This window comes from Cupriavidus sp. GW823-FHT06D04, assembly GCF_058795055.1.
This window is the reverse complement of the sequence record NZ_JBXAHL010000011.1, coordinates 57,144-79,629: the sequence shown is the minus strand read 5'-3', so window position 1 is coordinate 79,629 and position 22,486 is coordinate 57,144. Positions and strand designations below refer to the sequence as shown.

Annotated in this window: 19 protein-coding genes and 1 pseudogene; 6 read left to right on the top strand and 14 right to left on the bottom strand. The window is 65.7% G+C overall.

Annotated elements, in window-relative coordinates:
* Positions 1 to 309: 309 nt before the first annotated feature.
* Entirely contained in the window at positions 310 to 1,317 is a 1,008-nt protein-coding gene (locus AC1Q7H_RS16050) for an AraC family transcriptional regulator (RefSeq protein WP_153955439.1), read from the top strand.
* Positions 1,318 to 1,387: 70 nt separating this feature from the next.
* Here AC1Q7H_RS16050 and AC1Q7H_RS16045 read toward each other — a convergent pair whose 3' ends face one another.
* The gene (locus AC1Q7H_RS16045) at positions 1,388 to 2,578 is read right to left on the bottom strand and encodes a CaiB/BaiF CoA transferase family protein (protein ID WP_153955466.1); all 1,191 of its coding nucleotides are present in this window, start codon (positions 2,576 to 2,578) and stop codon (positions 1,388 to 1,390) included.
* Between the two features lie 130 nt (positions 2,579 to 2,708).
* Positions 2,709 to 3,611 carry a LysR family transcriptional regulator gene (locus AC1Q7H_RS16040; RefSeq protein WP_249678668.1) on the bottom strand — a complete coding sequence of 301 codons (903 nt, stop codon included), beginning with the start codon at positions 3,609 to 3,611 and terminating at the stop codon, positions 2,709 to 2,711.
* A gap of 156 nt (positions 3,612 to 3,767) precedes the next feature.
* Between AC1Q7H_RS16040 and AC1Q7H_RS16035 the strand changes: the two genes are divergently transcribed.
* Positions 3,768 to 4,751: a tripartite tricarboxylate transporter substrate binding protein gene (locus tag AC1Q7H_RS16035; RefSeq protein ID WP_194946878.1), complete on the top strand. Its 984-nt coding sequence runs from the start codon at positions 3,768 to 3,770 to the stop codon at positions 4,749 to 4,751.
* A 54-nt stretch (positions 4,752 to 4,805) separates the two neighbouring features.
* Positions 4,806 to 5,264: pseudogene (locus AC1Q7H_RS16030) on the top strand (MaoC family dehydratase); the annotation flags it as partial.
* Between the two features lie 64 nt (positions 5,265 to 5,328).
* On the opposite strand, the gene AC1Q7H_RS16025 reads toward AC1Q7H_RS16030, so the two are convergent.
* The 5 genes from AC1Q7H_RS16025 to AC1Q7H_RS16005 all read right to left on the bottom strand — a co-directional run bounded on the left by AC1Q7H_RS16025 (position 5,329) and on the right by AC1Q7H_RS16005 (position 10,727).
* Complete coding sequence (locus AC1Q7H_RS16025) at positions 5,329 to 6,417, bottom strand: CobW family GTP-binding protein (RefSeq protein WP_153955441.1); 1,089 nt, start codon at positions 6,415 to 6,417, stop codon at positions 5,329 to 5,331.
* A gap of 62 nt (positions 6,418 to 6,479) precedes the next feature.
* On the bottom strand, positions 6,480 to 7,076 hold the full coding sequence (locus AC1Q7H_RS16020; protein ID WP_153955442.1) for a UbiX family flavin prenyltransferase: 597 nt from the start codon (positions 7,074 to 7,076) through the stop codon (positions 6,480 to 6,482).
* Complete coding sequence (locus tag AC1Q7H_RS16015; RefSeq protein ID WP_153955469.1) at positions 7,073 to 9,361, bottom strand: xanthine dehydrogenase family protein molybdopterin-binding subunit; 2,289 nt, start codon at positions 9,359 to 9,361, stop codon at positions 7,073 to 7,075. The genes AC1Q7H_RS16020 and AC1Q7H_RS16015 overlap by 4 nt, the downstream gene beginning before the upstream one ends.
* The gene (locus AC1Q7H_RS16010) at positions 9,361 to 9,867 is read right to left on the bottom strand and encodes a (2Fe-2S)-binding protein (protein WP_492381472.1); all 507 of its coding nucleotides are present in this window, start codon (positions 9,865 to 9,867) and stop codon (positions 9,361 to 9,363) included. Before AC1Q7H_RS16010 ends, AC1Q7H_RS16015 begins: the two co-directional genes overlap by 1 nt.
* A complete protein-coding gene (locus AC1Q7H_RS16005) occupies positions 9,855 to 10,727 on the bottom strand; it encodes an FAD binding domain-containing protein (RefSeq protein ID WP_492378263.1) in 873 nt (290 codons plus the stop codon). Before AC1Q7H_RS16005 ends, AC1Q7H_RS16010 begins: the two co-directional genes overlap by 13 nt.
* A gap of 196 nt (positions 10,728 to 10,923) precedes the next feature.
* On the opposite strand from AC1Q7H_RS16005, the gene AC1Q7H_RS16000 reads away from it, so the two are divergent.
* Positions 10,924 to 11,847 carry a LysR family transcriptional regulator gene (locus AC1Q7H_RS16000; RefSeq protein WP_475681369.1) on the top strand — a complete coding sequence of 308 codons (924 nt, stop codon included), beginning with the start codon at positions 10,924 to 10,926 and terminating at the stop codon, positions 11,845 to 11,847.
* Between the two features lie 5 nt (positions 11,848 to 11,852).
* Here the strand turns inward: AC1Q7H_RS16000 and AC1Q7H_RS15995 are convergent, their stop codons facing one another.
* The 4 genes from AC1Q7H_RS15995 to AC1Q7H_RS15980 form a co-directional block, all read right to left on the bottom strand.
* Positions 11,853 to 13,244 (bottom strand): nucleobase:cation symporter-2 family protein, encoded by a 1,392-nt coding sequence (locus AC1Q7H_RS15995; RefSeq protein ID WP_211980353.1) that lies wholly within the window; start codon positions 13,242 to 13,244, stop codon positions 11,853 to 11,855.
* A gap of 226 nt (positions 13,245 to 13,470) precedes the next feature.
* Positions 13,471 to 14,913: a UbiD family decarboxylase gene (locus tag AC1Q7H_RS15990; RefSeq protein WP_153955446.1), complete on the bottom strand. Its 1,443-nt coding sequence runs from the start codon at positions 14,911 to 14,913 to the stop codon at positions 13,471 to 13,473.
* A gap of 116 nt (positions 14,914 to 15,029) precedes the next feature.
* Complete coding sequence (locus AC1Q7H_RS15985) at positions 15,030 to 15,944, bottom strand: amidohydrolase family protein (RefSeq protein WP_153955447.1); 915 nt, start codon at positions 15,942 to 15,944, stop codon at positions 15,030 to 15,032.
* Between the two features lie 47 nt (positions 15,945 to 15,991).
* Positions 15,992 to 16,894, bottom strand: a complete 903-nt coding sequence (locus tag AC1Q7H_RS15980) for an amidohydrolase family protein (protein WP_153955448.1) — start codon at positions 16,892 to 16,894, stop codon at positions 15,992 to 15,994.
* A 417-nt stretch (positions 16,895 to 17,311) separates the two neighbouring features.
* Here AC1Q7H_RS15980 and AC1Q7H_RS15975 point away from each other — a divergent pair, with 417 nt between their 5' ends.
* On the top strand, positions 17,312 to 18,208 hold the full coding sequence (locus tag AC1Q7H_RS15975) for an endo alpha-1,4 polygalactosaminidase (protein WP_013958155.1): 897 nt from the start codon (positions 17,312 to 17,314) through the stop codon (positions 18,206 to 18,208).
* Here AC1Q7H_RS15975 and AC1Q7H_RS15970 read toward each other — a convergent pair.
* Together AC1Q7H_RS15970 and AC1Q7H_RS15965 are read right to left on the bottom strand one after the other, a co-directional pair.
* The gene (locus AC1Q7H_RS15970) at positions 18,193 to 18,762 is read right to left on the bottom strand and encodes a M48 family metallopeptidase (protein ID WP_211980352.1); all 570 of its coding nucleotides are present in this window, start codon (positions 18,760 to 18,762) and stop codon (positions 18,193 to 18,195) included. The two genes, AC1Q7H_RS15975 and AC1Q7H_RS15970, sit on opposite strands and share 16 nt — an antisense overlap.
* Positions 18,763 to 18,775: 13 nt before the next feature.
* Positions 18,776 to 19,000 (bottom strand): hypothetical protein, encoded by a 225-nt coding sequence (locus AC1Q7H_RS15965; protein WP_010812270.1) that lies wholly within the window; start codon positions 18,998 to 19,000, stop codon positions 18,776 to 18,778.
* Positions 19,001 to 19,138: 138 nt separating this feature from the next.
* Between AC1Q7H_RS15965 and ettA the strand changes: the two genes are divergently transcribed.
* Positions 19,139 to 20,806 carry an energy-dependent translational throttle protein EttA gene (gene ettA / locus AC1Q7H_RS15960; protein ID WP_013958153.1) on the top strand — a complete coding sequence of 556 codons (1,668 nt, stop codon included), beginning with the start codon at positions 19,139 to 19,141 and terminating at the stop codon, positions 20,804 to 20,806.
* A gap of 204 nt (positions 20,807 to 21,010) precedes the next feature.
* On the opposite strand, the gene AC1Q7H_RS15955 is transcribed toward ettA, so the two are convergent.
* A complete protein-coding gene (locus AC1Q7H_RS15955; RefSeq protein WP_492381471.1) occupies positions 21,011 to 22,159 on the bottom strand; it encodes a metallophosphoesterase in 1,149 nt (382 codons plus the stop codon).
* Positions 22,160 to 22,486: the final 327 nt, after the last annotated feature.

Here is a 22,486-nt window from a genome sequence, read left to right as displayed (position 1 = left end):
GCCATGCCGGCGGCGGCTGGCCCGGTCTGTGGTTGCCGGGCTCGGTCCGTCACGGTGCCATGCGCGGCGCATGGCCGACGCATGCCTTGCACAGTAGTGATGCACGGGAGGCCGTCATAGCGTTATTGCGAAGGCCCTGGCACCGGACCGCAATCGCGTTTGCAAAATGCGCGCCTGGGACATCAGGGGTTTCCCTTGGGTTGCGTGAGGGCGGGGGTGGTCATAGGATGGATGCGCTCCTTCATTGCTATCCGAATGCGCTGGAAGCGAAGACGTATTTCCGGCTCTTTCCACCACTTTCCCAACGCCATGTCACCCAGCGCAGGATGGTTTGCTGCAGCCTCCCGCTCGCCAGTCAGCCGCGGCGGTGACCTGGATCGCATCCAGTCGCTTTCCGGCCGCGTGTTCGGCCCTACGCGGCTGCGCGCGACCGAAGCCGAAGCGGCGCTCGATGCCCGTATCGACACCAGCACCATCGGCCGGCTGACGCTGGTCACCATTGCCTATAACCAGGCAGTGCAGATCGAGCCGCAGCCCAACAAGGATGAGTTCGTGATCCAGACCGTGCTGGCGGGTACGTGCCGCGTGGAGACCCCGCGCGGTGCGATGCTGATGTCGCCGGGGGCGACCTTTGTGTTCTCGCCCACCGTGCCGGCCACGTTGTCGCTGGACCCTGGCTGCGAGCGCTTCAGCGTGGTGATCCGCCGGCAGCTGATCGACGAGGCGTTCCGCCAGCAGTTCAGCTTCGAACCGCCGGTGCCGATTGAATTCGACATGCAGCCGGTGGCGGACGATGGCCGTGCCGCGCGCTGGCAGGCGCTTGTGAGCTATCTGCGCGCGGAAACGCGGGTGCGGCGCGAAGGCAGCGGCGTGCCGGCGGTGGATGGCAGCATCGAGCGCATCGTGCTGTCGACACTGCTGCTCGACCGCTTTGCTGCGGACGGCAATATGCTGCCGCGCCGGTTCGAGGCGGTGCTGCCGGACTATGTGCGCAATGCCATCGCCTACCTGCGCGCCAATCTTGACCAGCCGCTGACGCTGGAGCAGATCGCCACACATTGCGGCGTATCGGCGCGCACCTTGCAGCTGGGCTTTCGCAAGAGCAAGAACACCACGCCGATGGAGTACCTGCGTCTGCTGCGCCTGCATGGCGCACGCGCCGACCTGCAACGGGCGCGGCAAGAGAAGGGGATGGTCAGCGCGATTGCGCTGCGGCACGGCTTTACGCACCTGAGCCTGTTCTCGCGCGAGTACCGGCGCGAGTTTGGCGAGCTGCCGTCACAGACCTTGCGGGCGGCAGCGGAGCAGGGGGGCTGAGGGCGAGCCAGCCCTCTGTTGCCCAGTACCATCTGGCTGCCGGCGCCACCAGCAGCCTGACCTTCAGCACTCAGATCGTGCCCGCGGCCGCCAGGGCTTCGATCTCTGCCTCGTTCATGCCGAGTGACTTCAGGACAAGGGCGGAGTGCTCGCCGACTGCCGGCACATTCCCCATGGCAGCCGGTACGCCCGACAGCGTTGCAGGCGGCAGAAGTGCCTGGATGGCGCCACCCGGCGTCTGGACTTCCCGCCAGCGATTGCGTGCGGCGAATTGCGCGTGCTGCCACACATCATGCATGTCGTTCAGGGGCGAGTTGGCAATGCCTCCGCGATCGAGCCGCTTGACCAGCTGCTCCCGGGTCATGGACCGAAGATGATTGGCGATCTCCTGGTCCAGCGCCGCGCGATTGGCTACGCGTTGGAGATTGGAGTTGAAGCGGGCATCCGCCGCCAGGGCCGGGTCCTCCAGCACCTCGGTGCAGAAGCGCTCCCATTCCCGTTCATTCTGCAGCCCGAAGATGACGCTGGCCCCATCGCCGGTCTGGTACTGGCCATAGGGGGCGATACCCGGATGCGCAACGCCGTTGCGTGCCGGCGGCGTGCCGCCATAGTGAGCGAAGTTCAGGGGATATGACATCCATTCGCTCAACGCCTCGAGCATGGTGACTTCAACCCTGAGGCCGGCGCCAGTCCGTGCGCGTTGCAGCAAGGCGGACAGGATGCCGGTATAGGCGTACATGCCAGCGGCAATGTCCGCGATGGAAATGCCGGTGCGCGACGGCGCAGGTTCCGAACCGGTTACCGAGATCAGGCCCGCAGCGGCCTGGATCAACAGGTCATAGGCCTTCTTGTCGCGGTATGGCCCGCTGTCACCATATCCTGAGATATCGCAAACGATCAGCTCAGGATAGTCAGCATGCAATGACTCGAAGTCCAGCCCCATGCGTTGGGCGGCGCCCGGCGCCAGGTTCTGGATGAACACGTCCGCTTTGGCGAGCAGCTTGTGCACGATCGCCTTGGCCTCGGGCTTCTTGAGATCGAGCGTGAGGCTTTCCTTGCCGCGATTTGCCCAGATAAAGAACGACGACTGGCCGTGCACTGAATGATCATAGTCGCGGGCGAAATCGCCGACGACCGGGCGTTCCACCTTGATGACGCGGGCGCCGAGGTCGGCGAGCTGGCGGCTGGCAAAGGGTGCCGCTACAGCGTGCTCAAGCGCCAGAACGGTGATGCCATCAAGGGGGCGTAGGTTGGGTTTCATGGAGGGGGAATGAAGGGACCTGGTGGCACACGGGCCGGACGACAAAGTATAGGAACGGTCCTCTTCTCCCGAACAGTCGAGAATTCCTAAGGCGGCTTCGAAGTCTTCGAAACTGGCCGCTTGCGTGGCCTTACGGCGCGGCGTCCGGTGCGCCCCATTCGGCGACATAGCGGATAAAGTCGCGCGTATAGGCCGGGAGCGCCTTCTGGCTCCGCACGACAATCCGCTGCTCGCGCCGGGCCCATGGCTCATCCAGGGTGACCCCTTCCACCACCCCTTGCTCAATCAAGGGACCCGCTACGGAACGTGGCACGAGCGAGATGCCGGCGCCTTCCTGTACGCAACGCATGGCCGCGGCAAAGTCGGGTGCATGCACGCGAACGCGTGGCTTGATGCCGGCACGCGCGGCCATGTCATTGAGGAAGAGGAAATTGCTGCTTTTGCTGCCGACGGATACCAGGTCGTACGCCAACGCCTGTGCAAGGGACATCTTGTCGAGCAACCCTGACTGGTGGCGTGCCGGAACCACGAACATCAGCTCATCGACGCCGTATCGAATGAACTCCAGGCCCCGCATGTCGATCGCGCCGGCCACCAGTCCGACGTCGGCACGGTCCTCGATCACGGCCCGCACGCTGTCCTCGCTGAGGTGCTCCTCCAGATCGACATTGACATTCGGGTACGCCGCCAGGAACCTGCTAAGTGCCGCGGGCAGGCTGGCCATGGTGCTACTGTTCGCGTAGACACGGATATGCCCTTCAATGCCGTCGGTATGGCGCCGCATCTCCGACTGCAGGCGTTCGACGTTCTCCATGATTGCCTCGGCATAGCGCAGTACTGTCTCGCCCGCCGGCGTCAGGGCCATGCCCTTCTGCGTCCTGTTGAACAACGGGACGCCCATCGCCTGTTCGAGGTTCTTGAGGCGGTAGCTGGCCGAAGGCGCCGTCAAATGCATATCTGACGCTCCTGCCGTCACACTCTTGGCCTGCGCAATGGCGAGGAATACTCGCAGATCGGTGAGTTCGAAACGCACGCTTGTCTCCGTTGGCCGACAGTTCCCGGGGTGCTTAGAAAAATTCTAACGACACCCCAGGAGCTTTCGACTGGTGTCCTTGTAGGGTCCGATTCTATATTTCGGTTCGTCACCGCAGCTACCGCTGTGCTACGCAAAAAAGAATCGGAGACCAACATGACCATACTCTTGCGCAGGATCGCCAGCGCGCTGGGCAGTGCCGCGACACTCCTGGCCTGTGCGTCCCCTTCGGTGGCGCAGACAGACTACCCGGTGCGGCCTGTCCGACTCATCGTTCCGTATCCCGCTGGCGGACCGACGGACACCTTCGCCCGATCGCTGGCTGCAAGCTGGGGCCGCAAGCTGAACACCTCGGTGGTTGTCGAGAACAAGTCGGGGGCCGGCACGATAGTCGGTACCGAGCTCGCGGCGAAAGCCGCACCGGACGGCTATACGTTGCTGCTGACCACTGTCGCGCATGCCGTGAACCCAAGCATTCACGCCAGCCTGCCGTATCGCACGATCGAGGACTTTGCGCCAGTCGGGCTGGCGGCTCGTGCGCCCCTGGTGCTGGTTGTGAACAAGGGCGTTCCGGCGAAAACACTGCCGGAATTCATCGCGTATCTGAAGTCGCGTCCCGGTCAGGTCAACTATGGTTCGGCGGGAGTTGGCAGTGCCCCGCATCTCGCCGGGGAACTGTTGAACTACACGGCGGGAACGAAAGCGGTCCACGTCCCATATCGGGGGAGCGCGCCTGCCATGGCCGATCTTATCGGTGGCCATGTCGAATTCATGATCGACAGCGCACCGACAGGGCTGGCGCAGGTGCGCGCGGGAACGGTGCGATTGCTGGGAACGTCGATGGGAAAACGCCTGCCGCAGACCAAGGAGACGCCGGCGATTGCGGAAGCCGTGTCAGGCTATGAGGCGTACACCTGGAATGCGGTATTCGTGCCAGCCCGAACACCGTCGGCCGTTGTCCAGAAGCTGGTCTCGACCCTCGGCGATGCACTCAGCGATCCCGCCCTGCAAAGCAAAGCCTTCGAACTCGGATTGCAGCTGGAGACCCAGCCTACACCAGCGGGGCTCGACAAATTCCTGCGCGCGGAACTGGAGAAGTGGAAGCGGGTGGCCGTCGCCACGAATATGAAAGCCGACTGAGCGAAGTCTGCGCACGCCAGCGCCGGAACCAACCATCAGGAACACGGAGAAGCCATGAATGCCTATCAACTTTGTCCGCAACGCTACTTTGAGGATTTCGAACTCGGAGAGCACTTCAATCTGCCGTCCCGCACCATGACCGACGCGCTGTTCGCTGCGTTCCAGCTGGCAAGCGGGGACAACCATCCGGTTCACTACGATGTTGAGTACTGCCGTGCTCACGGCATGCAGCACATGCTGGCACACGGCTTCCAGGTCGTGATACAGACTGCCGCGGGGGCAGGCCTGTTCCCCCATATGGTCGAGGAGTCCCTGAAGGGCTTTATCGAGCAGAGCAGCCGCTTCCTCGCACCTGTCTTTGTTGGAGATACATTGTACTGCCGCCTCACCGTCACCGAGCTGGTTCCCGGCCGTACGACTGGCGTGCTGGCGATGCGGTCGGAGGTGCGAAACCAGAACGACGTCTGCGTCATGGAGGGGACGCAAAGGTACTTGCTGCGCAAGCGCGTGCCAGCGCGGGTCGGCAGCGGGGGGGGGGGGGGGGGGGGAGCCCCCCCCCCGCTGCTGGTCAGGACCGTCAGGCTGCCTGGGCCACGGGCAGGCAGACCTTCAGCAGCGTCTGCAAGCGCAGCTTGTCGAGGTGCCGGCCGATAAACACGAATTTGCTTTGCGCGGCATCCGCGCCCCACGCATCGGCCGGATGGAAATCCATCAGCCGGTGCACCGCTTGCAGCACGTAGCGGCGGTCATCGCCCTCCACCGCCACGATCCCCTTCATCCGGAACACATCGTCGCCCTGCGCCGCGAGCAGGGCCTTCAGGCCGTGCTCCAGGCGCTGGCGGTCGAACGGCTGGTCGAACACCAGCGATACGGACGTGACCGATGGATCATGGCGGTGGCCATGCGCGTCGTCATCGTGCACGTGGTCGCAATGCTCGTCGCACACATGGTCGTGATGGTCGTGGTCGTGCGCGTGATCGTGGTGGTCATCGTGCGCGTCTGCCTGGATCGTGCCCGTGGTAAAGCCGCCGATGCCGAGGATCTTGCCCAGGTCCACCTGCGCAAAGTTGGAACGCAGGATCTGCGCACCCTCGTTCAGCCGGTGGATGCGTGCCTCCAGCCTGTCGAGCTGCGCGGCGTTCACCAGGTCGGTCTTGTTGAGGATCACGCGGTCGGCCGCCACGATCTGGTCGACGGCCTGGTTGTCGAAGCCGGTCAGCTGGGGATCATCGAGGTGGCTTTCAATATGCACCGCGTCCACCAGCGTCAGGATGCCGTCCAGCGTGACCTGCTTGGCGACTTCGTTATCCATGAAGAAGGTGGCGGCCACCGGCGTGGGATCGGCCAGGCCGCTGGTCTCGACCAGGATATGGTCGAAGCGCTCGGGCTGCTCCAGCAGCTTCTGCAGGATGCGCACGAGGTCGGTGCGCACATCGACCACGCAGCAGATGCAGCCGTTGGTCATCTGGTAGATCTCTTCGTCCGAGGTCATCACCAGGTCGGAATCGACATCGACCTCGCCGAACTCGTTCTCGATCACGGCGATGCGGTGGCCGTGCTTCTGCGTCAGGATGTGGTTGAGCAGCGTCGTCTTGCCCGAGCCGAGGAAGCCGGTAAGGATGGTGACCGGGACGGGCGGCTGTTGTGCGACGGCAGGTGCGTTCATGTTGTCTCCTGATTGGGTACTGCGTTCCCCGCTATCGCGGGGCGAAAGTTCTCTTGTTCCCTTCAGGCGGTAGCGACGTTGGGGCGCAAGCCTTCCCAGCGTTCCACCAACCCGTCGTGCGGCACGTCGAACAGGTCCAGCACGCGCCCCACGGTGTGGTTGACGATGTCGTCCACTGACTGCGGATGTGTGTAGAAGGCCGGCACCGGCGGCAGCACGATGGCGCCCATCTCGGTCACCGTGGTCATGTTGCGCAGGTGCACCAGGTGGAAGGGCGTCTCGCGCGCCAGCAGCACCAGCCGGCGGCGCTCCTTGAGCATCACGTCGGCGGCGCGGGTGACGAGGTTGTCGGCAAGCCCGGTGGCGATAGCGGCCAGCGTGCGCATGGAACACGGCGCCACCACCATGCCATCGCAGCGGAACGAGCCGCTGGCGATGGTGGCGCCGATATCGCGCACGTTGTGCACCACGTCGGCCATGGCTTCGATCTGCGGGCGCTGCAGGCCCAGTTCATGGTGCGCGGTCAGTAGGCCGGACGGCGAGCAGACCAGGTGGGTCTCCCAGCCGTCCAGCGTCGACAGTGCCCGCAGGATGCGCACGCCGTACACCGCGCCGCTGGCGCCGGTGATGGCGACCACCAGGCGTTGCTTGCGGGTCATGAGGCGGCGCCTTCCTTCGCTGCCTTCTCCGCCAGTGCCTGCAGCACTTGCTCCGGCTTGATCGGGTAGTGCCGAAAGCGCACGCCGACGGCATCGAACACCGCATTGGCAATCGCCGGCCCGATCGCGACGATCGGGTCCTCGCCCACGCCCTTGGCGCCGAACGGGCCGCCGGGGTCGGGGGCCGCTTCCAGGATCACCGTGTGGATGGGCGGCATGTCCATCGCCAGCGGCATCTTGTAGTCGACGAAGTTGGCGTTGAGCGAGCGCCCGGTGCGCATGTCGATCTGGTAGTCCTCATACAGCGTATGGCCGATGCCTTGCTGGATGCCGCCTTCGATCTGCCCCGCGGCCGCGACCGGGTGGATCACCTTGCCGACGTCATGCACTGGCACCACCTGCTGCACGGTGATGAAGCCGGTTTCGGTATCGACCGCCACCTCGACAAAATGCGCGGCGAATGAATACGACTTGGTCGGGTGATAGGTGGCGGTACCCACCAGCTGCGCGGCGGGGATGCCCTTGCGCGGCATCACGGCCTCGCGCACGGTCAGGGTCGGGCCGTCGCGGTCGCGCACGGCGATCACGCCGGCGGTGAGCGTCAGGGCCTCAGGCTCGCATTCCATCAGCTTCGCGGCGCGATCGAACAGCTGGCGCTTGATCTCGCCCGCCGCCATCTGCGCGGCCTTGCCGACCATATAGGTGGTGTGGCTGGCAAAGGCGCCGATGTCCCAGGGCACGACGTCGGTATCGCCGTGCACGACCGCCACCGCTTCGAACGGCAGGGTCAGTTCTTCTGCCACGATCTGCGCGAGGGCGGTATGCGCACCGGTACCCAGCCCGGCCGCGCCGGTCAGCAGCACCACGGTCCCATCCTCATTCATCTTGATGATGGCGTTGCCTTGTTCCTTGATGCCGGGATAGGCGCTGCTGCCGTGCATCTCGCAGCCCAGGCCCCAGCCGGTGCGGATCGGGCCGCTAGTGTCGCGCGGGCGGCGACGCAGCGCGGGCCAGTCGACAAGTTCCATGCCCTTCTCGATGCAGGCCTCCAGGCCGTGCCCGATCAGCGGATGGTTGGACGGTGCAATGTCGCCTTCGCGCACGGCGTTCTTCAGCTTCAGCCCGGCGGGGTCCAGGCCCAGGTGTTCGGCGGCCTCGTCCATCTGCACGTCGAGCGCGTAATAGGTCTGCACCACGCCATAGCCGCGGAAGGCGCCGGCGATGGGGCTGTTGGTGTAGACGCAGCGGCCTTCCAGCAGGACGTTGTCGCAGCGGTACAGCGAGACCATGGCGGCGGTGCCGACATTGGTTACGCCCGGGCCATGCGAGCCATAGGCGCCGGAGTTGAACACCACTTTGGCCTGGCGCGCGGTGATGGTGCCGTCGTTGCGGAAGCCCTGCTTGAGCCAGATCCTGGCCGGATGGCGCGTGCGGCCGCCGAGGAAGGTTTCCTCGCGCGTGTATTCCATGCGCACCGGTCGGCGCGTCTCGCGCGCCAGCAGCGCGCACAGGAACTCCTGCTGGAACAGGTCCTGCTTGGCGCCGAAGCCGCCGCCCATGTGGTCGACCAGCACGCGCACCTTGTGCAGCGGCAGGCCTAGCACCTCGGCCATGATGCCGCGCACCATGAAGGCGGTCTGGGTGGAGATCCACACCGTCAGGTTGCCGTTGCCGTCCCAGCTGGTGGTGCAGACGTTGGGCTCCATGTAGGCGGGGGTGGGGCGGCCGCCTTCGTAGATGCCTTCGAGGATGAAGTCCGCCTCGGCAAAGCCCGCTTCCACGTCGCCGCGCTTGATGATCACCGGCGGCAGTACCAGGTTGCCGCCGGGTTCGCGGTCGTGGATGCGCGGGGCATCGGAGCGCTCGGCGTCCTCGGTGGTGAAGACGGCGGGCAGCGTTTCATATTCGACTTCGATCAGCTCGACCGCGCGCTCGGCGATCTCTTCGCTGATGGCGGCCACCGCAGCCACGCCTTCGCCCCAGTAGCGCACCTTGTCGTCCAGGATGTACTGGTCGCAGGTCACCGAGGCGGAGCGCGGGTGGGGCGAGCCGGCGTGCAGCACGCGCGGCACGTTCTCATGGGTCAGCACGGCCTTGACGCCCGGCAATGCCAGCGCACGCGCGGTGTCGATGCGGCGGATTCTCGCGTGCGCGACGTTGCAGCGCTTCATCTTGCCGAACAGCAGGCCGGGGAAGGGCATGTCGGCAACGTATCTGGCGTTTCCGGTGACCTTGTCGAGCAGGTCGGTGCGCTTGACGCTGTGTCCGATCACGGCGTGGGTCATCATGCCTCCTCGCTGGCGCGGGTCTTGCAGCCCGCGAAGTCCATGGCCTCGGCGGTTCTCTCGATGGCCTCGATGATCTTGGTGTAGCCGGTGCAGCGGCAGATATTGCCGGCAATGGCAAAGCGGATTTCGTCGCGCGTGGGACGCGGGTTCTCATCCAGCAGCGCCTTGGCCATCACCACGAAGCCCGGCGTGCAGAAGCCGCACTGCGCGGCGCCGCACTGCATGAACTGCTCCTGGATCGGGTGCACGGTGTCGGGCGTGGGCTGAACGCCTTCGATGGTGGTGATGTGGCAGCCGTGCGCTTCGGGCGCCAGCACCAGGCAGGAATTCATCGGCTGGCCGTCCATGATGACGGTGCACAAACCGCATTCGCCCACGTCGCAGCCCTTCTTGGTGCCGGTCAGGCACGCGTCGTTGCGCAGGGCGTCGAGCAGCGTGCCGTGCGGTTCCACCGCCAGTTCGCGCGGTTCGCCGTTGATGACGAGTTCAATTATCTTTCGCATGTTGCGGCCTCCAGGGCTTGTTCCAGGGCGCGGCGGGTCAGCACGCTGACCATCTGCCGCCGGTACGCTTCGCTGGCGCGCACGTCGCTGATGGGGCGCGCTTCGCCCATGGCAGCGTGCGCGGCCTGCAGGATCAGCGCGTCCGTCACGCGCTGGCCGCGCAACACCTGTTCGGCACGCACGGCGCGTACCGGGGTGGGGCCGACCGCTGCGAGCACGATGCCGACCTCGGCGCAGTAGCCGTTCTCGACCGTCAGCGATACCGCCACGCCGACGGTGGCCAGTTCCATCTGCACGCGGCGGCCATGCTTGAGGAAGACCTTGCCGGTGTGGGGGCGCGGCGCCGGCACGGTGATGCGGGTGACGATCTCGTCCGGCGCGATGGCGGTCTTGCCAACGCCGGTGACGAAGTCCTCCACGCGCAGCTCGCGCGAGCCGGACAGGCCATACAGGTGCACCGAAGCACCATCCGCCACCAGCGGCGCGATCGAATCGGCCGACGGCGACGCGCGGCAGACGTTGCCCACCACCGTGGCGCGATGGCGCACCTGGATCGAGGCGAAGTCCGTCACGGCTTTCGCCAGGCTGGCGTAGTGGCGCTGCACGAAGCCTGAGGTCTCCACCGCGCGCGTGGTCACCAGCGCGCCGATGCGCAGGCCGTTGACGGGGTCGAACGTCAGCACGTCCATGCCGGGGATCTTCTTGATGTTGATCACCTGCTCGGGCTTGCGCACGGACTCCTTGATCTGGACCAGCAGGTCCGTGCCGCCGGCCAGCACGCTGGCCTTGCCGCCGCACCGGTGCAGCATGGCCGAGGCTTCCGCCAGCGTTGCCGGTTCGAAATATTCAAACGCTCTCATTGCTCCTCCTGGTCTGTGCCATCGGCGGCGTCTTGCCTGTCGTGTGGGGCCGCACCGTTGAAGTCATCATGGGCGGATGGCCTTCATCGGTAAAGGCCCGGAAACGGATTAATTGATCGTGTTACCCTCTGAATCAGACGCGCCGGCCAAACCTGGCAAAGCAAGAGCGCACCCCGACATTCCGGAGGCAGACAACGTGCCCAACATCAGCAACATGAACGTGTCGCTGCGCCAGCTGCGTGCGTTCATCGCCGTGGCGCAGGAGCGCCACTTCACCCGCGCGGCCGAGAAGCTGGACCTGTCGCAGTCATCGGTCAGCGCGCTGATCCATGAACTGGAAGGCAACCTCGGCCTGAAGCTGTTTGACCGCCACACGCGCCAGCTGCACATCACGCAGGCGGGCGCGGAGCTGCTGCCGCTGGTGAAGAAGGCGGTGGCCGATATCGACAGCGTGATCGAGAACTCCAGCGAGCTGCGCACGCTGGGGCGCGGGCGCGTGTCGATCTCGGCCTCGTCGATCCAGGCGGCGCTGATGCTGCCGCGCGTGATCCGCGAGTTCTGCGTGAGCCATCCCGGCGTGAAGGTGGAACTGCACGACGTGTCCGAGCATGAGGTGACCAAGATGGTCAGCTCGGGCGAGGTGGATTTCGGCATCGGCACCATCCCCGAGGGCCAGCCCGAGCTGAGCGCGCACCGGCTGATGTCCGATCCCTTCGTGATCGTGATGCCGGCGCATCATCCGCTGCGGCGGCGCAAGACGCTGCGCTGGGAAGACGTGGCGGGCCTGCCCGTGATCGGGCCGCACAAGGGCAACCCGATCCGCGACTGCCTGGATACCGCGCTGGCCGCGCGCGGCATTTCGCTGCAGCGGGTGCACGAGGTGTTCCTGCCGCTGACCATGGTGGGCATGGTGGATGCCGGGCTGGGCATCGCGGTGATGAGCGCGGCGGTCACGCGGCTGACTTCCGCGCTGGGGCTGGCCACGGTGATGCCGACCGATCCGGTGATCCACCGCGAGATCTCGCTGCTGGTGCACGCGGACCGGTCGCTGTCACCGCCGGCCCAGGCCTTCCGCGATCTGCTGATGCGCTATCGCGCCAAACTGGCCGACGCAGCCTAACTACGTCATGCCGGCTCCTTCGCCAGCCCGTGGGCCTGGGGGACCGGCGAGCGGGCGTTGAACAGCAGGTTCAGCAGCACCGCGGTCAGCGTGCCGAGCAGGATGCCGTTCTGGCAGAACTTGGCCAGCAGCTCCGGCATCTGCGCGAAGAACTTGTCCGACACCAGCGGGATCATGCCCAGCGCCACGCTGACGGCGACGACATAGGCGTTCTTCTTGTTCTCGACAAAGTCCACATGGCCGAGGATGCGCACGCCGGTGGCGGCCACCATGCCGAACATCACCAGCGCGGCGCCGCCCAGCACGTATTGCGGGATCGATGCGGCAAAGAAGGCCAGCTTGGGCAGGCAGCCCAGCACGATCAGGATGCCGCCGGCGGTGGCGCAGACCCAGCGGCTGCGCACGCCGGTGACCTGCACCAGCCCCACGTTCTGCGCGTACGAGGTGTAGGTGAAGGTGTTGAACACCGCCCCCACCAGTGCGCCCACGCCGTCGGCACGCAGGCCGCGCGCGAGGTCGTCGCAGCCCACCGGGCGGCCCACGATCTCGCCCAGCGCCAGGAACTGGCCCACCCCCTCGATCATGATCACGATCATCACCACGCACAGGGTGACCGCGGTCATGGCATCGAAGGTGGGCCAGCCGAAGTGGAAGGGCGTGATGAGTTCCACCCAGTGCGCGTTGTGCAGGCCTTCGAAGTTGACCTTGCCCAGCGACAGCGCGATCCCGAAGCCCACCGCAATGCCGATCAGCACCGCCACGTTGCACAGGAAACCCCTGGCAAAGGCCACCAGTGCCAGCACTGTGCACAGCACCGCGGTGGCGATGGCGATGTTCACCGGCAGGCCGAAGTTGGGATTGGGCACGGGACCGGCCGCCGTGTTGATGGTCGGGTTGCCGCCCGCCGCCCAGTTGATGCCGACGCGCATCAGCGAGACGCCGATCACCAGCACCACGGTGCCAGTCACTACCGGCGGGAACCAGCGCACCATCTTGCCGACATAGGGCGCGGCCATGTAGGTGAAGATGCCCGCCACCATCACCGCGCCGAACACGGCCGGCAGGCCCAGCGACGGATTGGAGCCGGTGGCGATGATCGGCGCGATCGCGGTGAAGGTGACGCCCATCATCACCGGCAGGCGGATGCCGATCTTCCAGATGCCGATGCTCTGGATCATCGTCACCAGGCCGCAGCAGAACAGGTCCGCGGCGATCAGGAAGGCCACCTGGTCCTTGGGCAGTTTGAGGGCGCCGCCGATGATCATCGGCACGGCAATGGCGCCGGCATACATCACCAGCACGTGCTGCAGGCCAAGGGCCAGCAGGCGGGGCGGGGGCAGGACCTCGTCGACGGGATGCGCGGGGGCATTCCCTTGCGTAGGCAGGGTGGGGTTCATGCTGTCTCCTTTGGTCGGTACCACGCCGGTCGCGCATTGCGCTAACGTGTCGCCAAGGTCGCCGGCGTTTCCTCTGTGGGATGGTCGTGCCATCCTCTCGTGCGAAGCCCGCGCCTGTCCTGTCTTGTCAATCCAGCATGACAGCGGCGGCGGGAGGGTACAACGTGTGCGGCGGATTTATCGATCGGGTTAAACGATGAATCCGCCGTTTCCAGCGGGTTATCCCTTACGGCATATGGGAACCCGCACGTTCCAGCCGCTTCAGCAGTGCTGCCGCGCGCGCCATCGCGGCAGGGTCGATGCGCGCGCGGATACCGTCGAAGGCAGGTCCGCGCGTGGCGTCCAGCCCCATGCGTGACGTGGTGCCCGCACCCGATGCCGAGGGGTCGAGTGCGCTGCCAGGCAGTCCGTCGACCATCACCACATCCAGGTGCGGTTGCAGGTGCGTGGCCATTGCCCACAGCACCTCTGCATCGCGGGTGATGTCGACGTCCTCATCCACCGCGACTACGGTCTTGAGGTAGGGATCCCAGCCGAGCAGGCCCAGCATCACCTGGCGCGCCTCGCCGGGGCGGCTCTGGCGCAGCGCCACGTAGGCGTGGAAGTGCGTGCCGGAGCTGGGGTAGTGCACGGCGGTGACGCCGGGGAAGCGCTCCCTGAGCTTTTCGACCATCTCCGATTCGCGCGGGATGCGGCCCAGGTTCAGGTGTTCGGCCGAGTTGCCGCCGACCACGTCGACCAGCCATGCATCCGTGCGGCGCATCACGCTTTCCACGCGCAGCAGGTTGTTGGTCGAGCGGTCCGACGAGTAGCCGGTGAATTCACCGAAGGGGCCTTCCTCGACGCGCGCGTCGGGATCGATCACGCCTTCAAGCACGATCTCGGCATGCGCCGGCACCAGGATGCCGTGGCGCGGCGTGCGTACCACTTCCAGCGGCGCGCCGAACAGGCCGCCGGCAACGTGGCGCTCGTCCACGCCGAACGGCAGCCGCGCGGCGCCGGCCAGCATGAACAGCGGATGCGCGCCGATCACCATGGCCACCGGCAGCGGCCGGCCCAGTTCGGTGGCGCGCTGCTGCATTCGCCACAGGTGCCCGCGCGAATGCAGGCTGGTGGCGATCTCGGTCGGCGAGTGCAGCATCGAGCGGTGGTAGCTGGCGTTGCCGATGCCGGTGTCGGGGTCTTCCGCGATCAGGATCGCGTTGGTGATGTAGGGGCCGCGGTCGGTGGCGAAGTGCTTGATCGCCGGGATCGTGCGCAGGTCGATAGGTTCAGTCTCGACATGGCCGGTGACGGCACCGCTGTCCAGCACGCGCGGCGCCACCATGCGGCGGCTGCGGGCCTGGTATTCGGCATGGATGCCGGCGGGCGGCACGCCGCCCAGCATGCGCCCCACGCGCTCGCGCGAGGCAAAGAGGTTGGTTGCCAGCGACGTGCCCAGTCCTTCGACATGGTCGAACAGCAAGGCCGGATGGCGGCCCTGCGCGGCCAGCGCCCACACCAGCGCGGTCGGGTCCTGGTCGGCGCCGACCGGCTCGCGGATATGCAGCACGTCTTCGGGAAAGGCCTCGCGGTAGGCGGCCAGGAACTGGTGGAAGTCCTGCGAGGTGTCGTGGAAGGGCTTGCGCGCCGATGCCGCTGAGGCGAAGGGCGCTGAGGGTGAGTTCATGGATCGGCTCCTGTGGTCAGGGTTGGCCAGGGCGAAGGCTGCCCCGGCGGCCGGGAATGCTCCCGGCCGCCGTGCCGTGCCTGCCTGCCGAACAGCTAGCGGCTAGCGACTACACGTCAGCGCGTGCTGGCGTACGTATCCTTCAGCCGCGCCAGTGCCTCTTGCTGCGTCTTGGGCGGCGCCGTGGTCTCGATGCCGACCAGCCGGGCGATGTTGTTGCCCATGTAGTCCTCCAGCCCGTCCTCGTCCAGGTCCATGCCCTGCGGCGCGGGGCCGCACAGCATCTCCAGCTCGCGCAGCCACATGCCGGGCTCGTTGGGCGGGGTGTCGGTGCCGAACACGATCTTGTCGCGCGGCAGCTGGCGCGCGAACTCGACGATGCGCGACTGAAAGCACCAGCCCGATTCGCAATACACGTTGGGCGTGTCCATCGCCATCCAGAAGGCCTCGAACGAGTAGTTGCCGCCGGTCTGGATGCCGAAGTGGCCGATGATGAAATTGACCATCGGGAACTCGCGGATGATCGGGTAGAACATCGTCGGGATCGTGTACGGGCCGTCGCCGGTGTGGATCAGCACCACCACGTTGTACTTGGCACAGACCTTCATCGCCGGGCGCAGCCAGTCCAGCGCGCGGTCGGGGCGGTAGCCGTGCATGTTGGCATGCAGCTTGAGCATCTTGAAGCCATATTCCTTGACGTGGAATTCCAGCTCCTGCGCGCCTTCTTCCGGGCCCCAGCGCGGGTTGAAGGTGAAGTTGCCGATAAAGCGGTCGGGATACTTCTGGCAGAGCTCCGCGATGTAGGCCATGTAGTCGCGGATGCCTTCGCGTCCGCGGCGGTTGCCGTCGCGGTAGCCGGTGTTGCCCGGGGGCGGCTGGATAAAGCCCATGTCGATGCGGCGCGGCTTGCCGTTGATCATGTAGGGGCCGTCCATCATCTTGAGCATGCGCTCGCCGTTGAAGGGCTCGCCGGTGTGGCGCCAGGCTTCGTCGACGAGATTGGTCGGGTGCAGATGGGTATCGATAATCATGTTGTGTGCTCCGGAGTCCGTTGTCGGTGGCGCGGGCTTGTGTGCGCTTACGCGGCCAGGCGCGCTTTCGCTTCTTCGAGCGTGCGCGGGACCGGCGTCGGCTCCAGGCCGATCATCCGGGCGACGTTGTTGCCGAGGTAGTCCTCCAGCGTGTCTTCATCCAGGTTCAGGCCCTGGGGCGGCTCGAAGCACAGCACTTCCAGCAGGCGCAGCCACATGCCGGGCTCGTTGGGCGGGGTGTCGGAACCGAACAGGATCTTGTGCCTGGGCAGCACCTTGGCGAACTCGACGATGCGCGACTGCAGGCACCAGCCCGATTCGCAGTACACGTTGGGCATGTCCATGGCCATCTGGAACGGCTCGAAGCAATACACGCCGCCGGTCTGCACGCCGAAGTGGGCCATGATGAAGTTCACCGTCGGGAACTCCTTCATCATCGGCACCCATTCGGTCGGGATGCTGTAGGGGCCGTCGCCGGTATGCAGCTTTACCAGCACGCCCAGCTCGGCGCATTTCTTCAGCGCCGGGCGCAGCCAGTCGAGGGCGCGGTCCGGGCGGTAGGCATGCATGTTGGCCTGGAACTGGACCATCTTGAAGCCCAGCTTCCTGACGTAGTGCTCCATGGCGTTGACGCCGTTCTCGACGCCGCAGCGCGGGTTGTAGACGAAGCAGCCGATAAAGCGCTCCGGGTACTTCTTCACCATCTCCGCGGTGTAGGCCATGTACGCGTCAATGGACTCGCTGCCCGACTTCACGCCGTCGGTGTAGGTGTAGATGGTATTGCCCTGCGGGGGCTGGATAAAGGCTTTGTCGATGCGGCGCGGCTTGCCGTTGATGGTGAACGGGCCGTCCATCATCTGGATCAGGCGCTCGCCGGTGAATGGGTCGCCGTCGTGGCGCCAGGCCAGGTCCACCAGGTTGGTCGGATAACAGCTGGTGTCGATGATCATGGGAGATCCCCTAACAATGACTAGGTTGGACACGCATGCGGCGGGCGTGCGCGAACAACGCCGCGGGGCCGGCCTTGCATGCTGCTATCGGGAGTCTTTGTCAGGGGAGCTGTTGGACCACTGCGCCACCGACGAAACACTCCGTCAGTGAGCAATCTCCAGTTGAACCTCGCGGCATTGCACCGCTGCTGTCCAATCGACCGCTTCTACCCACGCGCTCTTTATACATAGCGCCTCAGCGTTGCGTCAAGCGCATCATGTGTTGCGCCGCACGAACAACGGGCGCATGGGCATTCCAAACCATGGTACCAATCCGCTACATTGCATAAACCACAGCGGCAGGCCCGCCGCTGCAGGGCGGGGACAACATGGGCCGATTGCTTTTCAACGGGGTTTACGACAAGGAAGGGGGAAATCATGCACGGCAAATATGCAGCCATGGCGGGGGCCATGCTGTCTGTTGCGCTGTCAATGGCGCTGGGCGGCTGCGGCGGGGACGGGGACGCGACGGAGATGGCGTCGCCGGCCGCAGCAACGGCAACGGAAGCCACAAAGTACGGCACCACGGCTACCACTGTCACCAGCACAACCACGCGCTGGATGCCCGCGATCACCGACACCTGGCAGATCCAGCTCACCGGCAAGCTCAATACCAGCTACCCGGTCGTGATGTACAACTTCGACCTGTTCGACACGCCGCAGGCCACCATCGACGCGCTGCACGCCAAGGGCCAGCGCGTGGTCTGCTATTTCTCGGCCGGCAGCGCGGAAGACTGGCGTCCAGACTACAGCCAGTTCACCGCGAGCGATCTGGGCAGCCCGCTGTCAGGCTGGGCCGGCGAGCGCTGGGTGGATACGCGCTCGGCCAACGTGCGCCGGATCATGCAGGCGCGCATGAACCTGGCCGTGTCCAAGCGCTGCGATGGCGTGGATGCGGACAATGTCGACGGCTATACCAACAGCACGGGTCTGCCGCTGACGGCCGACACGCAGCTGGACTACAACCGCTTCCTGGCGACCGAGGCGCATGCGCGCGGCCTTGCCATCGGCCTGAAAAATGATATCGACCAGGTCGGGCAGCTGGCGGCGGACTTTGATTTCGCCGTCAACGAGCAGTGTTTCCAGTACCAGGAGTGCGGCGCCTATTCGGCGTTCACCGGCCAGGGCAAGGCGGTCTTCAACATTGAGTACAAGTCGAGGTACAAGACCGTGTCCCAGCGCAATGCGCTGTGTGCCGCGGCCAGGGCAGCGAACCTGCGCACGCTGGTGATGCCGGCCAACCTGGACGGCAGCTCGCGCTACGCCTGCGACTGAGTAATTGCCGGGGCGGGGGCGGCCGCCGTCCCCGCCTTGTCCAGTTCGCGCCACGCCAGCCACAGGCGGGTGTCGAATTCCAGCTGGTGGTAGCGCGGCTCCATGTGTTCACAGAGCCGGTAGAAGGCCTTGTCGTGATCGCTCTGCTTCAGGTGGGCGAGCTCGTGCACGACGATCATGCGCAGGAATTCCGGCGGCGCCTCTTTGAATAGCGACGCCACGCGGATTTCCTTCTTTGCCTTGAGCTTGCCGCCCTGCACGCGCGAGATCGCGGTGTGCAGGCCCAGCGCACGCTGGGCCGAATCGAGGCGCGCATCGAAGCCGACCTTGTGCAGCGGCGGCGCGCTGCGCAGATACTCCTGCTTGATGTCCGTGGTGTACTCGTACAGCGCGCGGTCGGTCTGCACGGTATGGCGCCCGGGGTAGCGCCGGGCGATATGGTCCCCGAGCCGGCCGGCGGCGATCAGCTCGCGCACCTGCTCCAGCACGCCGGGCGGGTAGCCGCCCAGGAAGCGCGTCGGGTCCTTGCCGGCGGGGCGCCAGATTTCACTCACGGCAGTGGCCTGCTCAGTGGTGGTGGTGATGGTGGTGCATCCAGCTGTTGTCCAGCGAGTTGACGAAGGACTCGACTGCGTCCTTGTCGCCGGTGGCGTGGCGCATCATCTCGCCGCACTTGCAGAAGCCCTGGTACGGGGTGATGTGCGAGCAGGCCGACGTCTTCTGCAGGTACAGCGTGACGGGTTTGGTGCACTTCTTGCACTTGAACTTCAGGGTCAGGGCGGGTTTGCTCATGGCGATGGCTCGGGAAATCGGCGAAAAATCGAACCTGTCATTGTACCGGCCAGGGCGGAATCGAGCAGGAGCGCCTCAGCGCGCCGCGCCTGCCTGATACACTCCCGCCATTCCCGAACAACCCTCCAACACGCACCCATGGCACAGTACGTTTTCACCATGAACCGCGTGGGCAAGATCGTCCCGCCCAAGCGTCACATCCTGAAGGACATCTCGCTGTCGTTCTTCCCCGGCGCCAAGATCGGCGTGCTGGGCCTGAACGGCTCGGGAAAGTCCACGGTACTCAAGATCATGGCCGGCCTCGACAAGGAAATCGAGGGCGAAGCCACGCCGATGCCCAACCTGAACATCGGCTACCTGCCGCAGGAACCGCAGCTCAACCCCGAGCAGACCGTGCGCGAGTCGGTGGAAGAGGCGCTGGGCGGCGTGTTCGAGGCGCGCAAGAAGCTTGACGAGATCTACGCGGCCTATGCCGAGCCGGACGCCGACTTCGACGCGCTGGCCGCCGACCAGGCCAAGTACGAAGCCATCCTGGCCGCCAGCGATGGCAACAACGTCGAACTGCAGCTGGAAATCGCCGCCGACGCGCTGCGCCTGCCGCCGTGGGACGCCAGGATCGAGCATCTCTCCGGCGGTGAAAAGCGCCGCGTGGCGCTGTGCCGCCTCTTGCTGTCGCGCCCCGACATGCTGCTGCTGGACGAGCCGACCAACCACCTGGATGCGGAATCGGTGGAATGGCTGGAACAATTCCTGACGCGCTTCCCGGGCACCGTGGTGGCCGTGACCCACGACCGCTACTTCCTCGACAACGCTGCCGAATGGATCCTGGAACTGGACCGCGGCCAGGGCATTCCCTGGAAGGGCAACTACAGCTCGTGGCTGGACCAGAAGGAAGCGCGCCTGAAGCAGGAAGAGGCCAGCGAATCGGCCCGCCAGAAGGCGCTGCACAAGGAACTGGAGTGGGTGCGCCAGAACCCGAAGGGCCGCCAGGCCAAGTCCAAGGCACGTCTGGCCCGCTTTGACGAGCTCAACAGCCAGGACTACCAGAAGCGCAACGAAACCCAGGAAATCTTCATCCCGGTGGGTGAGCGCCTGGGCAACGAGGTGATCGAGTTCGAAGGCGTGAGCAAGGGCTACGGCGACCGCCTGCTGATCGACAACCTCAGCTTCAAGGTGCCGCCGGGCGCCATCGTCGGCATCATCGGCCCGAACGGCGCCGGCAAGTCGACCTTCTTCCGCATGCTGACCGGCAAGGAACAGCCCGACAGCGGCGAGATCAAGATCGGGCCGACCGTGAAGATGGCCTTTGTCGACCAGAGCCGCGACGCGCTCGACGGCACCAAGACCGTGTTCGAAGAGATCTCGGGCGGCTCCGACATCCTGACGGTGGGCAGGTACGAAACGCCGTCGCGCGCCTATATAGGCCGCTTCAACTTCAAGGGTGGCGACCAGCAGAAGCAGGTCGGCACGCTGTCGGGCGGCGAACGCGGCCGCCTGCACATGGCCAAGACCCTGATCGCCGGCGGCAATGTGCTGCTGCTGGATGAGCCGTCCAACGACCTTGACGTGGAAACGCTGCGGGCGCTGGAAGACGCGCTGCTGGAATTCGCGGGCTGCGTGATGGTGATCTCGCACGATCGCTGGTTCCTGGACCGGATTGCTACGCATATCCTGGCGTTCGAGGGGGACTCGCATGTGGAGTTCTTCCCGGGCAACTACCAGGAATATGAGGCGGACAAGAAGCGGCGGCTGGGTGAGGAAGGGGCCAAGCCCAAGCGGATTCGGTATAAGCCGATTGTGCGGTGAGCGTTGTGTAGCGGAGTTAATTCGTCGTTCGCGCTTTCGTGCAAACGACAAATCACAGACTTTGCACAAAAGGCATTCAGTGCGATGGACTTGCAAGGAAAGCAGCACTGACCGTCGCCAAAACAAAAAGCCCCGCTCAATTTGAGTCGGGGCTTTTTGCTGCACCATGCCTGCGACTATTCTTCGGCCTTCTACGGCAATCTCTTAGCCCGCTTTCACCAGCCTCACCCGCGTAATCTCCGACGGCGCCCCAAACCGCTTCGGCGGCCCCCAATACCCGGTGCCACGGCTGATATAAATCCACAGCGAGCCATGCCGCACCAGTCCGGCGGTGTATGGCTGCTGCATCGGCACGAACAGGTTCCACGGCCAGAACTGGCCGCCGTGGGTATGGCCGGACAACTGCAGGTCGAAACCTGCTTCCGCCGCGGCGGCAGCGGTGCGTGGCTGGTGGGCCAGCAGCACGCGCGCGCCGGCGTGTGCCGGGGCGCCGGCGATGGCGCGGTGCGGGTCGCTGCGGTGGCTTTCGTGGAAGCGGCCGGCGGAGTAGTCGGTCACGCCGCCGAGTACCAGCGCGTCGCCGTCGTGCTGCAGCACCACGTGTTCGTTCATCAGCACGCGCACGCCCAGGCGGCGCAGCTCAATGATCCACGGTTCCGCGCCGGAGTAGTACTCATGGTTGCCGGTGACGAAGTAGGTGCCGTGGCGCGCCTGCAGCCGGGCCAGCGGCGCGGTGTGGGCGGACAGTTCGCGCACGGTGCCGTCGACCAGGTCGCCGGTGATGGCGACGGCGTCGGCCTGCAGGCTGTTGACGCGGTCGACGATGCGGTCGAGGTAGGGCCGCTTGATGGTGGGCCCGACATGGATATCGCTGATCTGGGCGATGGTGAAACCGTGCAGGGCGTCAGGCAGGCCGGCCACGGGCACGTCGACTTCGACCACGCGTGCCAGCCGGCGGGCATTGATATAGCCGGCCAGCGTGACCAGCAGCGCCAGCAGCGGCACCGCCGCGGCACTGCCCGCGGACAGGCCGGGCGCGTGCCAGCCGAGGAGCCGTTCCGCCGGCCAGGCGGCGGCCAGTGCCACGTCGCGTACCAGCGTCAGCACCAGCAGGGATGAGAAGAATCCCATTGCCAGCATGCCGATCCACGAAACCAGGTCCGACCAGGGCTGGCTGACGCGCCGCGCCAGCAGCCCGGCCGGCAGCAGGGCGCAGGACAGGGTCAGCCAGGCGACGGCCAATGCCTTGACCGCCATCGGCACCGGCATCGCCGGCAGCAGGCGCAGCCCGATATAGCCGTGCAGCAGGGCTGTCACGAGGGCGGCGGTCAGGATGGTGGTGCGTGGAGGCATGAGGGCGGGGCCAGGGGGGAGTCTTTCAAGATGAGGCCGCGGGGGGCGGCTTCAAGGGGCGATGGGGTGGCATCAGGCCAAGCAAGATGCACACCCGCCTCGCCTGCGCGTGTCGCAACGGCGCGTCGCGGCTTGACATGGCGGCGCGCCGCCCCGACTCCTTCTTGTACGAAGGCCGCTGTCGAGGCCGGCTGATCTGTCTTTTTTCTGGCAGATCCTGAATGTTTTCAAATCAGATTGTTCGCCTTTGCGGCCTAATTTAGATTCGCGGGATGGGCCGCCTGTTGTGCAGCATCGTGCCCGCGGTGCCGGCCCGCCGGCGCAGGC

Bases quoted from the DNA above. Each gene is read 5' to 3' on its own strand.
- AC1Q7H_RS16050 (WP_153955439.1), top strand. From the start codon at position 310: ATGTCACCCAGCGCAGGATGGTTTGCTGCAGCCTCCCGCTCGCCAGTC.
- AC1Q7H_RS16045 (WP_153955466.1), bottom strand. From the start codon at position 2,578: ATGAAACCCAACCTACGCCCCCTTGATGGCATCACCGTTCTGGCGCTT.
- AC1Q7H_RS16035 (WP_194946878.1), top strand. From the start codon at position 3,768: ATGACCATACTCTTGCGCAGGATCGCCAGCGCGCTGGGCAGTGCCGCG.
- AC1Q7H_RS16025 (WP_153955441.1), bottom strand. From the start codon at position 6,417: ATGAACGCACCTGCCGTCGCACAACAGCCGCCCGTCCCGGTCACCATC.
- AC1Q7H_RS16020 (WP_153955442.1), bottom strand. From the start codon at position 7,076: ATGACCCGCAAGCAACGCCTGGTGGTCGCCATCACCGGCGCCAGCGGC.
- AC1Q7H_RS16015 (WP_153955469.1), bottom strand. From the start codon at position 9,361: ATGACCCACGCCGTGATCGGACACAGCGTCAAGCGCACCGACCTGCTC.
- AC1Q7H_RS16010 (WP_492381472.1), bottom strand. From the start codon at position 9,867: ATGCGAAAGATAATTGAACTCGTCATCAACGGCGAACCGCGCGAACTG.
- AC1Q7H_RS16005 (WP_492378263.1), bottom strand. From the start codon at position 10,727: ATGAGAGCGTTTGAATATTTCGAACCGGCAACGCTGGCGGAAGCCTCG.
- AC1Q7H_RS15995 (WP_211980353.1), bottom strand. From the start codon at position 13,244: ATGAACCCCACCCTGCCTACGCAAGGGAATGCCCCCGCGCATCCCGTC.
- AC1Q7H_RS15990 (WP_153955446.1), bottom strand. From the start codon at position 14,913: ATGAACTCACCCTCAGCGCCCTTCGCCTCAGCGGCATCGGCGCGCAAG.
- AC1Q7H_RS15985 (WP_153955447.1), bottom strand. From the start codon at position 15,944: ATGATTATCGATACCCATCTGCACCCGACCAATCTCGTCGACGAAGCC.
- AC1Q7H_RS15980 (WP_153955448.1), bottom strand. From the start codon at position 16,894: ATGATCATCGACACCAGCTGTTATCCGACCAACCTGGTGGACCTGGCC.
- AC1Q7H_RS15975 (WP_013958155.1), top strand. From the start codon at position 17,312: ATGCACGGCAAATATGCAGCCATGGCGGGGGCCATGCTGTCTGTTGCG.
- AC1Q7H_RS15965 (WP_010812270.1), bottom strand. From the start codon at position 19,000: ATGAGCAAACCCGCCCTGACCCTGAAGTTCAAGTGCAAGAAGTGCACC.
- ettA (WP_013958153.1), top strand. From the start codon at position 19,139: ATGGCACAGTACGTTTTCACCATGAACCGCGTGGGCAAGATCGTCCCG.
- AC1Q7H_RS15955 (WP_492381471.1), bottom strand. From the start codon at position 22,159: ATGCCTCCACGCACCACCATCCTGACCGCCGCCCTCGTGACAGCCCTG.